This is a genomic window from Nocardia rhizosphaerihabitans (assembly GCF_014646295.1).
GTDB classification, from domain to species: domain Bacteria; phylum Actinomycetota; class Actinomycetes; order Mycobacteriales; family Mycobacteriaceae; genus Nocardia; species Nocardia rhizosphaerihabitans.
Genome location: NZ_BMNE01000007.1, coordinates 254980 through 268047, shown reverse-complemented (window position 1 = coordinate 268047; position 13068 = coordinate 254980). Strand labels below are relative to the sequence as shown.

General features: G+C 70.1%; 8 protein-coding genes. 3 read left to right on the top strand and 5 right to left on the bottom strand.

Annotated features, from left to right (window positions below; all coding sequences use genetic code 11):
* Position 1 precedes the first annotated feature (1 nt).
* Entirely contained in the window at positions 2-2206 is a 2205-nt protein-coding gene (locus IEY60_RS28220) for a WXG100-like domain-containing protein (protein ID WP_189033522.1), read from the top strand.
* 90 nt (positions 2207-2296) lie between these two features.
* Positions 2297-2680, top strand: coding sequence for a hypothetical protein (locus tag IEY60_RS28215; RefSeq protein WP_189033521.1), 384 nt, complete (start codon positions 2297-2299; stop codon positions 2678-2680).
* A gap of 22 nt (positions 2681-2702) precedes the next feature.
* Here the strand turns inward: IEY60_RS28215 and IEY60_RS28210 are convergent, their stop codons facing one another.
* The 5 genes from IEY60_RS28210 to eccD are packed head-to-tail and all read right to left on the bottom strand — an operon-like array spanning position 2703 to position 11047.
* Positions 2703-3803 (bottom strand): hypothetical protein, encoded by a 1101-nt coding sequence (locus IEY60_RS28210; RefSeq protein WP_189033520.1) that lies wholly within the window; start codon positions 3801-3803, stop codon positions 2703-2705.
* A complete protein-coding gene (locus IEY60_RS28205) occupies positions 3800-4120 on the bottom strand; it encodes a hypothetical protein (RefSeq protein ID WP_189033519.1) in 321 nt (106 codons plus the stop codon). Before IEY60_RS28205 ends, IEY60_RS28210 begins: the two co-directional genes overlap by 4 nt.
* Before the next feature lie 14 nt (positions 4121-4134).
* On the bottom strand, positions 4135-8187 hold the full coding sequence (gene eccCa / locus IEY60_RS28200; protein ID WP_189033518.1) for a type VII secretion protein EccCa: 4053 nt from the start codon (positions 8185-8187) through the stop codon (positions 4135-4137).
* 15 nt (positions 8188-8202) lie between these two features.
* Entirely contained in the window at positions 8203-9600 is a 1398-nt protein-coding gene (gene mycP, locus IEY60_RS28195; RefSeq protein ID WP_229740191.1) for a type VII secretion-associated serine protease mycosin, read from the bottom strand.
* Positions 9593-11047, bottom strand: coding sequence for a type VII secretion integral membrane protein EccD (gene eccD, locus IEY60_RS28190; RefSeq protein WP_189033545.1), 1455 nt, complete (start codon positions 11045-11047; stop codon positions 9593-9595). Before eccD ends, mycP begins: the two co-directional genes overlap by 8 nt.
* A 200-nt stretch (positions 11048-11247) precedes the next feature.
* Here eccD and eccA point away from each other — a divergent pair, with 200 nt between their 5' ends.
* Positions 11248-13065 carry a type VII secretion AAA-ATPase EccA gene (eccA, locus tag IEY60_RS28185; protein ID WP_189033517.1) on the top strand — a complete coding sequence of 606 codons (1818 nt, stop codon included), beginning with the start codon at positions 11248-11250 and terminating at the stop codon, positions 13063-13065.
* The last annotated feature ends 3 nt before the right edge of the window (positions 13066-13068 follow it).

Genomic DNA, 13068 nt, shown 5'->3' with positions numbered 1-13068 from the left:
GATGATCGATATTCCGCACGATCTGAAATGGCTGGGCTGGCTGGTCGGTGTCGACCTGCCCGAAGGGAACGAGGACCTGCTCTTCGCCATCGGCGAAGCGTGGAACGACGCGGCGAAAGCGATTGCCGCGCAGGTCGGCCCGTTGGAACAGGTCAGGGACAAGGCGTCCGGCGCGTACCGCGAGGGAGCGGGCGCCGAGACCATCGCGGCACTGTTCGACGACCTGCTCGACGGGGACAGCTCGGTGGCGTCCCTGGCCGCCGCGTTCGACGAACTCGGTGATGCCGCTTTCGATTTCGGCACTACGGTGCAGGCGGCGAAGCTGATGATGATCGTCTCGTTCGTGCTGCTCGCGCTGGAGATCCTGTGGGCGTGGATGTTTCCGCCGACCGCGCCCGCGGTCGAGGCGGCGGCGGTGGCCGGGACCAGGTCCACCCTGCGGCGGATCGAGGACCTGGTGATCACCCGGATCGAGCAGGTGATTCTGCGGGCGTTCGGCAGCGTCGGGCAGCAGGCGTGGACCAAGCTGGTGGTCAAGAACCTGGCCACCTACGCCGTGAAAGGCGCGGTGTCGGGTGTGCAATCGGTGCTGGTGGACGTGACCATCCAGGGCGGGCAGCTGGCGGCGGGGACACGCCGCCACTTCGACGGCAACCAGACCCTGGTCTCCTTCGGCGCGTCCTTCGCCAGCGGGCTGTTCGGCCGGGCCTCGGCGCACTGGGGCGGCATCGGGTTCGACGCCTCCATCGGCAGGGTCACCAACCGGCTCGGTCGCGCGGGCGACGTGGGCCGCGGCGCGGCGATCGGCGCGTTCGCCGGTGCGGTCGGCACCGTCGGCGGATCGATGGCCACCGCGATGAACAGTGGTGACTGGCAGGGTTCGTTCACCGCGAGCGGGTTCGGCCTCGGTGCGGCCGGTGGCGGATTCCGCGGCGGGATGGCCGGTGGCGCCCGTGGGCTGTTCCACCTGAACCGGGTGCCACGGGGGTCGGCGCGGACCGGGTTCCTCCGGCATTTCCAGCTCGATGCCGAAGGGAATGTGTACGTTCCGGCGAGCCAGGTCGCGGCCGCGGGCGGATCGGCGACCGATTCCCCGATTCCGCGGCCCGCGCGGGTGGCCCGGCCGACGGTGGACGCGTCGGAGGAAGCGACCCCGCGACACCAGCGCAGCCTGCGCGCGCTGGACCGGGCGGACGCGGCGAACCTGCGCGACTACTACCGGCAGGTTCGCCAAGCCCAACCCGAATTGCGTGCCGCGCCTTCGGAGCACGTCGAGAACCACGCACGGGCACGGGCGCTCGGCACACCCGACGGGCAGGAGTCGGTCGACCGGCAACCGCAGTGGGGCAGCCGCATGGCGGATCGGGCCGCCGACATGCAGGACAGGGCGCAGACCTCCCAGGCGAACGCCGATCGCGCGCAGAACGCTGCCGACGCCGTGCAGCGGCGCGCGGATATGCAGCAGCGGCGGGCGATGACCGAGGACAACGCGGCCGAGGAGGCGCGGACGCGTGCCGAACAGACCAGGGGACAGTTGCGCACCGCCGAGGACAGGATGGCGGAACTGCGGGCGACCGACGATCCCGATCCGCAGCAGGTCGAGCGGGCCGAACAGGAGCTGACTCTGGCGCGTGCCGCGCACACCGGCGCGGAGGAGACACACACCTCCACACGCACGCGAGCCGACGCGCACCAGCGCCGGGCCGACGAATTCCAGGCGCGCGCCGACGACGCCCAGCGCAAGGCCGATCATGCGCAGGCCCGCGCCGACGACCTGCGCATGGTCCGCGTCGATCCCGAGGCTGTCGACCACAAGTCCGACACCGAGGCCACACCGGTCATCCGTCCGCTCGGGGACGAGCACAGCTGGTGGCAGCGGGCCCTGCTGCGCAGTGAGCAGCTCGGCAAGGAGTACGGGACCGGCGGGCCGGGGACGGACCATTACCAGCCGAAGGCCACCGATCTGCGGGCCAAGACTCGATCCAAGCTCGAGAAGTACGAGCAGCCGACGATCGAAGACTATGTCGCGCCGCTGCCGCCCGACCCCGCTGTGTGGGGATCGCCGCCGGACTCGGCAGCGCCCGACGAACCGGAGGAAGAGCCCGAGGAGCCGGAAGAGCCCGAGGAACCGGAGGAACCGGAGGAACCGGAGGAGCCCGAGGAGCCGGACATCATTCAGGACGCTGAAAACCCTCAGTTTGCCTAGTGTTTCGGCTCCGGCTCACCACCATCCCGATACCGGTCGCCTGTCACGGGCAGTCTTGCTCCGATACGCCGTGTGACGAGGGGAGCCACCGTGGCGAACGTGATCGCCGTCGATTCGACGACCGACCTGCACTCCGCCGCCGTGGTGATGGACAGCGTGGCCGACGCCATCGGGGGAGCGGTGCGTGTGCTCGCCGATACACTGACGACACTGGGTGATCCGATCTCGGTGCAGGACAACGGCAATGAGGCGAGCAAGGTCACCGCACGCAGCGACGGCACGCCGCCGTGGGGGACCGATTCCTACGGCAAGCAGTTCGCCGAGGGCGACGCAGGCTACGTGAAGCTCGGCGTCGGCCTGCTCCAGGGCGGCTTCGATCTGGCCCACACCCTGTCCGAATTCGCGACCGGAATGGGCCGCGCGGCAGGCGATGTGCGCCGATCCGAGGACGAGGCGAGCGCCGGCTTCGCCTGATCGGCGGCCTGGATCACCGCCGCTAGGAGACGACCAGGCCTGTCATCGACAGCTCGCACAGCGCCCCGGCGAGATCGTGGGCCGGTTCGTCGAAGAAGGCCGCCACGATGCCACGGGTGACGGTGCCCGCCTCCGCCGCGGCCACCAGATCCGCCGCCGCCACGCGATGACGCGGCAGCGGATCGGATATCGCGGCCGCACAGAGGACGTCGACGACATCCGAGGCCGACCACACGCCGGGAACGGCACTGCTGACCTGAGCCGCGGTGGGGGAGTCGCCGCGATACCACCGATCGTTGTCCCACCAGTAGCAGAACGACAGCAGTCCCCGGCGTGCCCGCGAGTTCAGCACCTGATCGGTCACCCACTCGGGCGCCCCGGCGTAGACCTCGGGGAAGGGCGCGCGGCGGTTGTAAGCGGCGTCCAATTCCGGTGCGTCCCATACCCCGCCGGACAGCACCGCGCGCCCACCCGGCAGCACGTGCAGGGTGGACCCGCTCCTGGCCGCACCTTCGAAAATGCCGAGGGCGGGCATGATGCGCGGTCCGCGCTCGGAACCGACCGCCACGAACGCGGCGGCGATCACCGCCCAGCGGGCCAGCATCAGTGGCAGCGCGGGGAACTCGCCGGGTGCGGGGATCGCGGTGCGACCGGCCGCCCGATCGGTGACGGTGCCTGCGGCGGCGACCTTGGGGCTGCGCGACTGCCGATCGTTGTGGAAGACATACGCGGCCAGCCAGACCGGCACCCGGTCGCGAGGATGGGCCTCGAGATCGATCAGATACGCCTCGGGGACCAGCAGCTGATCCTCGGGAAACGGCTCGTGCCCGTAGTCGTATTCGATCTCGCGGTCGCCCCCGAGATCGCCGCGCACGATCATGCGCCACCACGGACCGTCACCGTGCCCGGCGGAGTCTTCGCGCAACTTCTTGGCCAGCTCGAGCACCGCGGGCGCCGGGTCGACGCGGAACGGGCGATCGGTCTCGTCGGCATACACGACGAACGCGACACCGCCGATCACCGTGAGCGCGAAGACCGCTTCGAATCGCCGCCACCCGTCCGGACCCGCCGCGGCGAGGGCGTCGACCAGCTGATCCGCCGGGTCGGGCGCCTGCTCGCTCACTGCTCGAATCCCCAGGACGCCTCGGCCCGCCACCGGTCGGCGTTCCTGCGGAGTTCGGCCAGGTGCCCGGCGCCGAGAAGGTCGCCCGGAGCCGGAGTGTCGCGGGGTTCGAACCCCGGTTGTATCAGGACCGAATCCACGCGGATCACCGCGAGGTCGTCCGGCGCCACCAGGCAGCGACCTGAGCTCACGATACACACGTTGCCGACCGCGACCACGAGGGTGCCCCCGGTGTGCTCGGCGACGATCCACGCGGGCTCGGCCCTGACCTGGCGCTGATGCCGGACGGGATCGCGCGGCATGGTCTGCTTGTTCACGGACACTGTTCCTCTCAACCGACCGGCGGTAGATGACAGATCTGGACGAGGTCGCGCCCCCGTGTGCGCGAGACCAGCAGACCGCGGCCGGGCGGGTACTGGGCCGGGCGCACATCGCTGAGCAGGATGCCCTCGTCCTTCGGCGTGCTCATCAGGATGCCGTCCACCGACATGTCCTTCATCGGGCCGAGCACCTGGTCGTACAGTGCGCGGGCCGCGCCGCCGGAGCGCCGGGCGATGATCACGTGCAGGCCGATGTCGCGGGCCTGCGGCAGCAGCTCCATCAGTGGCAGCAGCGGGTTGTTGGCGGCCACCATGTCGTAGTCGTCGACGATGACATACACCTCGGGACCGGTCCACCAGCTGCGTTCCCGCAGCTGCGCGGGCGTGATGTCGGCGCCGGGCAGCCGCTGCGACACGAAACCCGCGACCTCCTTCAAGGTGGGCACCGAGGTCTGCGCCGAGGTGGAATAGCCGGCCAGGTGCGGGCCCTCGACCGCGCCGAGCATGGTGCGGCGGTAGTCGACGATGATCACCCGCGCCTCGTTCGGGTGCGAGTTCTCCACGATGCCCTGCGCGATATTGCGCAGCAGCGTGGTCTTGCCGCAACCCACGTCGGCGAACACCAGCAGGTGCGGCGACTCCTCGAAGTCGAGCACCACCGGCGCCAGCTCCGACTCGCTCAGGCCGATCACCACCCGCTTGCTGTCGATGCGCATGTCCATCTCCCGCGCGGTGGCCAGCACCTGCTCGCGGTCGATCAGGTCGGGCAGCATCCGCACCGTGGGCGCGCGGCGGCCGGGATAGAGCTCGGCGAGACCGGCTTTCGCGGCGGCGATGCCGTCGGCCAGTGTCTCCGGGTCCACGTCGGCGTCGAGGCGGGGCAGGGCCAGCAGCATGTGGAGTTTGTCGGGGGTCATGCCCCGGCCGGGCCGGTTGACCGGAACATGCACCGCCGCACGGCGATCCATCTCCGAATCCGACGGATCACCCAGGCGCAGCTCGATCCTGGTGCCGATCTGATCCTTGACGTTGGGCCGGATCTCGGCCCAACGGTTCGCGCCGAGCATGAGGTGGATGCCGTAGGACAGGCCGCGCGCGGCGAGCGCGAGCACATGACCCTCGATGAGGTCGAAATCCTCGCGGAAGGCCGCCCACCCGTCGATCACCAGGAACACATCGCCGAACAGGTCGGCCGAGAGCGGATGCGCGGCCCGCTCCTCGGCGGGCAGCTGCGCGATCTCGGCCTTCTGCCGCCGGAAATCGCGGATGTTCTCCACGCCGAGTTCGAGGAAGCGCGCCTCGCGTTGGCGCAGCAGCACGGTGAGTTCGGCGATGGTGCGGCGCACCCGATCGGTTTCCAGCCGGCCCGCAGCGGACCCGACATGCGGCAGACCGGTGAGCGCTGCCAGCGTGCCGCCACCGAAATCGAGGCAGTAGAACTGCACTTGCTCGGGAGTGTGGATGGCCGCCGCCGAGAGGATGATCGTGCGCAGCGCGGTCGACTTGCCCGATTGAGGTCCGCCGACGACCGCGACATTGCCCTGGCCGCCGGACAGGTCGATCGAGAGCACGTCGCGCTTCTGCTCGTAAGGCTTGTCGATGATGCCGATCGGCAGCCACAGCGTGGTGGTGCGGTTGGCCTCGGAACGCCAATCATCGTCGGGCAGCAGCATATCCACGGTGGGGGACACATCCAGCGGCGGCAGCCATACCTGGTGGGCGGGCCTACCGTGCCCGGTCAGCCGGTCGACCACCACGGCAAGCAGCGACCGTTCGGGATCGGCGGGCGCCGCCGCGGTCTCGCCGAGGAGTTCGCTCAGATCGGGCAGCTCCACCGGAATCGGTTCGGCGGTGGCCGCGGCGGCCACCGGCTCGGTGCGTTCGACGACGGCGGCGGTGAACAGGTCGACGCGCCCCGCGGCGGCCGCCGCCGGGCCGACCGCCCGGCCCGCGACCGGCGGGACATAGGGGCCGGAGACGTACGTGGCATTGAACCGCAACGGATCCGACGAGTCGCTCTTCAAATAGCCCGCGCCGGGCTGCGCGGGCAGATGGTAGGCGTCGGTGATGCCGAGCACCTGCCGGGACTCGCCCGCCGAGAACGTGCGCAGCCCGATCCGATACGACAGGTGCGAATCGAGGCCGCGCAGCCGGTTCTCCTCCAGCCGCTGCGACGCCAGCAGCAGATGCACCCGCAGCGACCGGCCGAGGCGCCCGATCATCACGAACAGCTCCGCGAAGTCCGGTTTCTGCGAGAGCAATTCGGAGAATTCGTCCACGATGATGAACAGCGCGGGCAGCGGATCCAGTGGCGCGCCGTTGGCGCGGGCCTTCTCGTATTCGGTGACATTGGCGAAGTTGCCCGCCGACCGCAGCAATTCCTGCCGCCGGGTCAGCTCACCCGCCAGCGCGTCGCGCATGCGGTCCACCATCGAGAGTTCTTCCTCGAGGTTGGTGATCACCGCGGACACGTGAGGGAGCGGATCGAGGCCGAGGAACGTCGCGCCGCCCTTGAAGTCGACCAGCACCAGGTTGAGCAGGTCGGGCGAGTGGGTCGTCACCATCGACAACACCAGGGTGCGCAGGAACTCGGACTTGCCCGAACCCGTTGCGCCGATGCACAACCCGTGCGGTCCCATACCGTTCTCGGCGGATTCCTTGATATCGATCTCGACGCGGGTGCCGTCGGGGGTGACACCGATCGGCACCCGCAGGCGCTCGCGCGCCGAGCGGGGCCGCCACACCACATCGGCGTCGATGGTCGCCGCGTCCGCGACACCGAGCATCGCCATCAGGCCGGGATCGGTGGTGACGTCCTCGCCCAGGTCGACGATCTGGGCGCTGGTGGCGATCCGGTAGCGCGCCATGGCGCGCCCGAAGGTGGCGGCCACCTCGAGGCCGACCCGGTCGGGTCCGGCGAAGTTCTCCACCGCGCCGCCGGTGCGCGCACCGATGATCTCCTCCTCGACCACCAGTTGCAGACCGCGGCGCACCGCGAGACCGGTCAGCGGCGCGGTGAGATCGAGGACGGTCACCGAGTCAAGGCCCGCGTCGCTGATGGTGCGCTCGGAACCGCTCACATAGCCGTCATCGATGACAACGACCAGGTGCACGCGGCCCGCGGTGGCCGGGGCGTTGCGCAGGAAGCGTCCGCGTTCGAGCAGGTCCTCCGCCAGGGCGGTCTCGAGTTCCGACAGCGATTCGTAGAGCATCCGCATCGAACCGATCCGGTCGGTGTCGCGCGGATGTTGCAGGTGCGGTAGCCATTTGGTCCAGCCCCAGGCCACGCCGTCGGGGTCGGCGGTGACGATGGCGATGATCAGGCTGTCCGGGCCGTGGAAGGTCGCCAGTTCCATCACCATCGACCGGGCAAGGGCGCGGCCGTGTTCGCGCGGGCCTTCGATGTTCACGGCGGGGAACGCGCGCAGGGAGATGGCGGTGGGCAGGCCGTGCACGACCGAATGGGTGCGCACGAAGCGGCGCAGCGCCACCGTCGCCACCGGTTCGAGGTCTTCGAGCGGAACCGTTTCCGGCCGGGCGAGTTTGGTGGCGAGGCGATGGCTGCCGACGCCGATCCGGACGTGCCCGAAGTCGGAGTCGCCCGCCCTGCGCTCCCACATCCGGCGGGTGCCGATCAGCGCGTGCAGGTCGATCGGATGCGGATGGCTCCAGAACAGGGCCTCGCGCTGGGCGAGGCCGGTGGTGCGGACATCGCGGCGCAGCTGGTCGAGGTAGCGGAAGTAGTCCTTGCGTTCCTCATTGAGCTCGGCGGCCTTCTTCCCGCCGCCGCCGGAGCGGCCCGCGAACATGCCGACCATCGACATCAGCATCATCATCGGGAACATCATCGTCATCGGGTTGGTGAGCATGGACCGCCCGCCCATGGTGACCATGAGCGCGATCATGCCGACCATCGCGACCACCATCACCACCGGCAGCAACCGCTGCCACAGCGGCGCAGGCACCGGTGCGGTGATCTCCGGCGGCGCGTTGAGAATCACCTCGCCGCCCGGTGAGCGAGGCGGCGCGATCCGGGCGAGCCGGATGAATCCCTGTGTGCCCATGGGCAATTCCTTCGATTAGTCGTCGCCCGGCAGGACGAGAGGAATGCGCTGTTCGCGCCGGAACGGAATGGACAGGACGAGCACGATCGCCAGCAGCGTCAGCGTGCCGACGGCGCCGGCGAGCCCGACCCGTCGCGGCCACGGACTGACGTACGGCGGCGGCGTCGGCCCCGCGATCGCGACGCCGTGGGCCGGATCCTGTGCCGCGGCGGGCGGCACGACGGCGGTGAGGGCGGCGAGCGGGTCGATCAGGCCCGCGCCGATCCGGGAGTCGCGCCCACTGCCGGGGCCGTGGGCGGTGCGGGTGATGCGTTCCATCACCTGCCGGGCCGACAGGTCGGGAAACCGGGCGCGCACCAGCGCGGCCAGACCGGCGACGTAGGCGCTGGCGAAGCTGGTGCCGTTCACCGGAGCCACCTGCCCGTCGGCCTGCGGGGTGCCGTTGACCAATCCGGTGCCGCCCGGCTTGCTGTCCAGCGACATCAGATTGCTGCCCGGCGCGGCTACCGAGACCCACGGTCCGTACAGCGTGAACGGTGAGGGCGAACCGTCGGGTTCGATCGAGGCCACCGACAGCACATAGGGCGCGAACCAGGCGGGTGTCGCGACCGTGCCCACCGCGTTCCAGCCTGCGGTGCCGTTCTGTTCCTTGCACGCACCCTGCTGTTGCACATTGCCCGCCGCCACCACCACGACGACATTGCGTTCGAAGGCGTACTGCAGCGACGCGCCGAGCGCGCGGTCGACGGCGTCGGTGCCCGCCGGCCTGCACGACACCGCGGAGATGTTGATGACCGTCGCGCCGCTGTCGACCGCGTGCACCACCGCGTCGGCGAGGCTGTCGACGGTGCCGTAGCCGCCCGCCGACATGCCGCCCGGATCGTCCCCGGCGCGGCTGCGGTTCTTCGCTTCGTAGGCCAGGCTGGTCTGGCGCACGGTGAGGATCTCCGCTGCGGGCGCGACGCCGGAGAACCCGTCGCTGCCGTCGGGCGCAGGCCGCCCTGCGATGATGCCGGCGACCAGCGTGCCGTGCCCGTCGCAGTCGGCGGTGCCGTCGGAATCGGCGACGTAGTCGCCGCCGGGCCGGACCGACAGCCGCGGATGCGCGGTGACGCCGGTGTCGATCACCGCGACCGTCTGGCCCTCGCCCCGGCTGAACCGCCAGGCATCGGCGAGACCGAGCATCTTCTGGACGGCGGGGATGCCGGTCGGCGCCGGCCCGCTCCAGATCGGTTGCGAGCACAGCAGTCGCTGCTCGGCCGGTTCCGGCGGCGCCACCGGCGCTGTCGTGTTCAGTGCGCCCGGATCGACCACCGGCGGCGGCACCCCGAGCGCGGCACCGGCAGGCCCGGCCACCAGTGCCATGGTCACGGTGGCGACGACAACCGACCGCAGGGCCGGGAACTCACGCATTGCGGGCCATGGCGTAGATGTCGATGATCCAGAACACGAGCGGGCCGATCACACAGATGAGGACGTATTCGACGATCTCGCCCGCCCGCTGCACGACCGGCGACACCTCCATGTTCGGGCCTGCCACCCCGATGACCATCGCCAGCCCCGCGACCACCAGCAGCACGCCCGCGGCGGGCAGCGCCAGCTCCGGTATCCGCAGACCCCACAGCACGCACCCCACGATCAGCGCCGTGCAGCCACCGGCCACCAGCACCGCCGCCTGGGTCAGATCGGCGAACGCCCGTCCGCGCCGGGCGAGCACGACACCGACCGCACCGGCCAGCAGCGCGCACTGCCAGCGGTGCTCGGTCGCCGCCGCGACGACCATGATCGTCGCGAGCACGGCGACGCCGACGATGCCGAAGATCATCCCGGACTGGTAGTCGTTGGCCGTTCTCGACCGTTCGCCGAGCCCGGCCGCCGACGGAATGGCCGTGGCGCCGATCGCACCGACGCCTTCGATGGTCGGGCGTGGCTCGTGGTCGCGCGGATCGATCGCCCCACCCGCCGTCGGCACCGGGGGCACCGGGAGCCGCGCGGACGCCACCGCGATCCGCGGGGCCAGCGTGATGGCGAGCAGCGCGAACACGATCACCCCGGCCGCGACCTTGGCGGGTGCCGCGTCCCAGATCGTCACCACGCCCGTCGTGGCGACGCCGAACGTCGCGACCGTCATCACGGCGGTGAACATCGTCGGGCGAACGGGTACCGTCCGCGCGGCGATCACGGCGAGCAACAGCGTGGTGGCACAGCCGAGCAGCACATGCGGCGCGCCGGGCACCCCCGGCACGAAAGCCGCTGCGCTCGTTCCCATCAGCAGCAAACCGCACAGCGCGAGGACGGTGGCCGCGGCCCCCGCCTCGTATTTGCGCACCACCAGCGCGCTGCCGCCGAGGATCACCGCACCGATGCCGGCACCGGCCGCCCCGGCCACGATGCCCCAGCCGAGCGCCGCCGCATACAGCAGCAGCGCACAGGAACCGGCCACGGCCGCGATCGCGCCCGCCATGCCTGCGCGCCCCGCCGACTCGCCGGTCCACCCGCGAAAGGAATCGTCGGTGAGCCGGGCGACCGCGTCGATCACATCGTCGAACAGGGGCGGTGATTCGACCGAGTCCACCGCGCGCAGCACCAGCAGATCGCCGTCGAACACCTCGGCCTCGGCCAGTGTGCGATCCGGGTCGATCGAGGTCTGGCCGAGCCGGGACAGGGTCCAGTGCCGGGCCGCGAGTGGCCCGTTGTCCTCGTGTTCGGACAGGTCGGGATTGCGCGAAGCGATGAGCTCCACCAGGTCTGGCGTGATATTCGCGATCGGGACGGTGGCGGGCAACACCACATCCATCTGGGTGTTGTCACCGATCACCGAAATCCGGCACAGCTGCGGCTCGATCGCCGTGGACTCCATCACCTTCGGGAAACTAACAACGGCACCGTGACCTCGGCTCGGTGCGCGCGGGCGAGTTTCCCTTGCTGTAACCCTGGAGGGGCCGCGACCTGGGATTCCGTGACGCGGGCCGCGTCGCACGGTTAAGCGACAGTGAATGCCGGGTACGCGCCACCGCGGTCGCCGAGTCATCGTGGCGCGGCTCGGTTACGTTGCGCGGCATGTCAGCGATTCGGCAAGCACAACAGGTGTTCGACGCGGGCGTACTGTCGTTGGGTTTGATGGTCGACGGCCAGCAGGCCACCAAGAACCTCGAGTACGCCAAGGTGGCCTTCCGCCGGGCCACCGAGCTGGACCCGGACATGTGTGACGCGTGGCTGGGTCGCCTCGCCGCGGGCGAGGCGACCGAGGAGGTGCTCCGGCAGCTGCACCGCACCTCGACCACCTCGCTGATGCGCGAGCAGCGTCGGCTCGGGTTGCCGCCGCGCCAGCTGGCTGGCCGTTTCCAGATCGGCCAGTACATCGACTATCCGGTCGCCGGTCTCACCGAGATCTGGCTCGCGCGGGCCATGCGCCTGCTGGAGGACAAGCAGTTCGACGAGGCCGAGCAGATCCTTGACGAGCTGGACGAGCGCCGCGCCAAGCTCACCGACGACCCCGACCGCGCCCTCGACGACCGGGTCTGCGCCTACGCCCGTGGCGTCCTGTATTTCACCGCGCAGCTGTGGCCCGATGTGATGGCGGTGCTGGCGGGCTCGGCCGAATGGCAGGACCAGTTCATGGCTGTGGGCGCCCACGTCATGGTCGGCACCGCCTGCGCGCACCTCGGCCTGTTCGGTGAGGCGACGCGCAGGCTCGAACAGGCAGAGCGCGGCCCGATTCCGGCGGCACGCACCGCGGCGATGTACTGCCGCGGCCTGGCCCTGCGCGAACAGGGCAACGAGGACGAGGCCCGCGCCCTGTTCGAGACCGTGTACAGCCAGGTGCCCGGTTTCGCCGCGAACTCGCGGGCGATGAGCGACCCGACGTTCCGGATCGTGGTCACCACCCGTGAACAGATCGAATCCCGCACCAGCCGTTGGGATCCCGAGACCGCGCCGTCGCTGGCCGAGGCGGCCGAGCAGGAACATCAGGACCGGGCCGAACAGGTGCTGGCGTCGGCGCGCGCCGAACTGGATGCCCAGATCGGTTTGGCCGCGGTCAAAGTGCAGGTCGACAAGCTGCAATCGTCGGCGACCATGGCCAAGATCCGGGCCGAAAAGGGTCTCAACAGCGTGCCGCGCGGGCAGCATCTCGCGTTCACCGGCCCGCCCGGTACCGGCAAGACCACCATCGCCCGTGTGGTCGCCAAGATCTACTGCGGTCTCGGGTTGCTCAAGACCGACAAGGTGGTGGAGGCCAAACGGTCCGATTTCGTCGGCCAGCACCTCGGTTCGACGGCGATCAAGACGAACGCGCTGATCGACTCGGCGATGGACGGCGTGCTGTTCGTCGACGAGGCGTACACGCTGATCCAGGCGGGCCTGTCCGGTGGTGACGCGTTCGGCCGGGAAGCGGTGGACACCCTGCTCGCGCGGATGGAGAACGACCGCGACCGGCTGGTGGTGATCATCGCCGGCTACGACGGCGAGATCGACCGGTTCCTCGCCAGCAACGACGGCCTCGCCTCCCGGTTCGCCAAACGCGTGAAATTCGACTCGTACTCGCCCGAAGAGCTCTGCGACATCGGCAGATTCATCGCCCGCAAACGCGACTCCTCGGTCTCGGAGGACGCCGTCGACATTCTGCGCGCCGCGTGCGCCGAGCTGTACGCGGCCGAGCGCACCGACCAGAGTGGCCTGCCGCGCCGCGGTGTCGATCTCGCCGGCAACGGCCGCTTCATCCGCAATGTGATCGAAACGGCCGAGGAGGAACGGGAATACCGCCTGGCCATGGACGAGTCGCTCGACCCGCGGTCGCTCGACGAAGTGACCTTGATGCGCATCGAAGCCGACGACATGCGCAAGGCACTGGAAATGGTGCTCGCCACGCTGAGCTGAGTC

Coding starts and splice junctions, on each gene's coding strand:
- eccA (WP_189033517.1), top strand. CDS start 11,248: ATGTCAGCGATTCGGCAAGCACAACAGGTGTTCGACGCGGGCGTACTG.
- IEY60_RS28220 (WP_189033522.1), top strand. CDS start 2: ATGATCGATATTCCGCACGATCTGAAATGGCTGGGCTGGCTGGTCGGT.
- eccD (WP_189033545.1), bottom strand. CDS start 11,047: ATGGAGTCCACGGCGATCGAGCCGCAGCTGTGCCGGATTTCGGTGATC.
- eccCa (WP_189033518.1), bottom strand. CDS start 8,187: ATGGGCACACAGGGATTCATCCGGCTCGCCCGGATCGCGCCGCCTCGC.
- mycP (WP_229740191.1), bottom strand. CDS start 9,600: ATGCGTGAGTTCCCGGCCCTGCGGTCGGTTGTCGTCGCCACCGTGACC.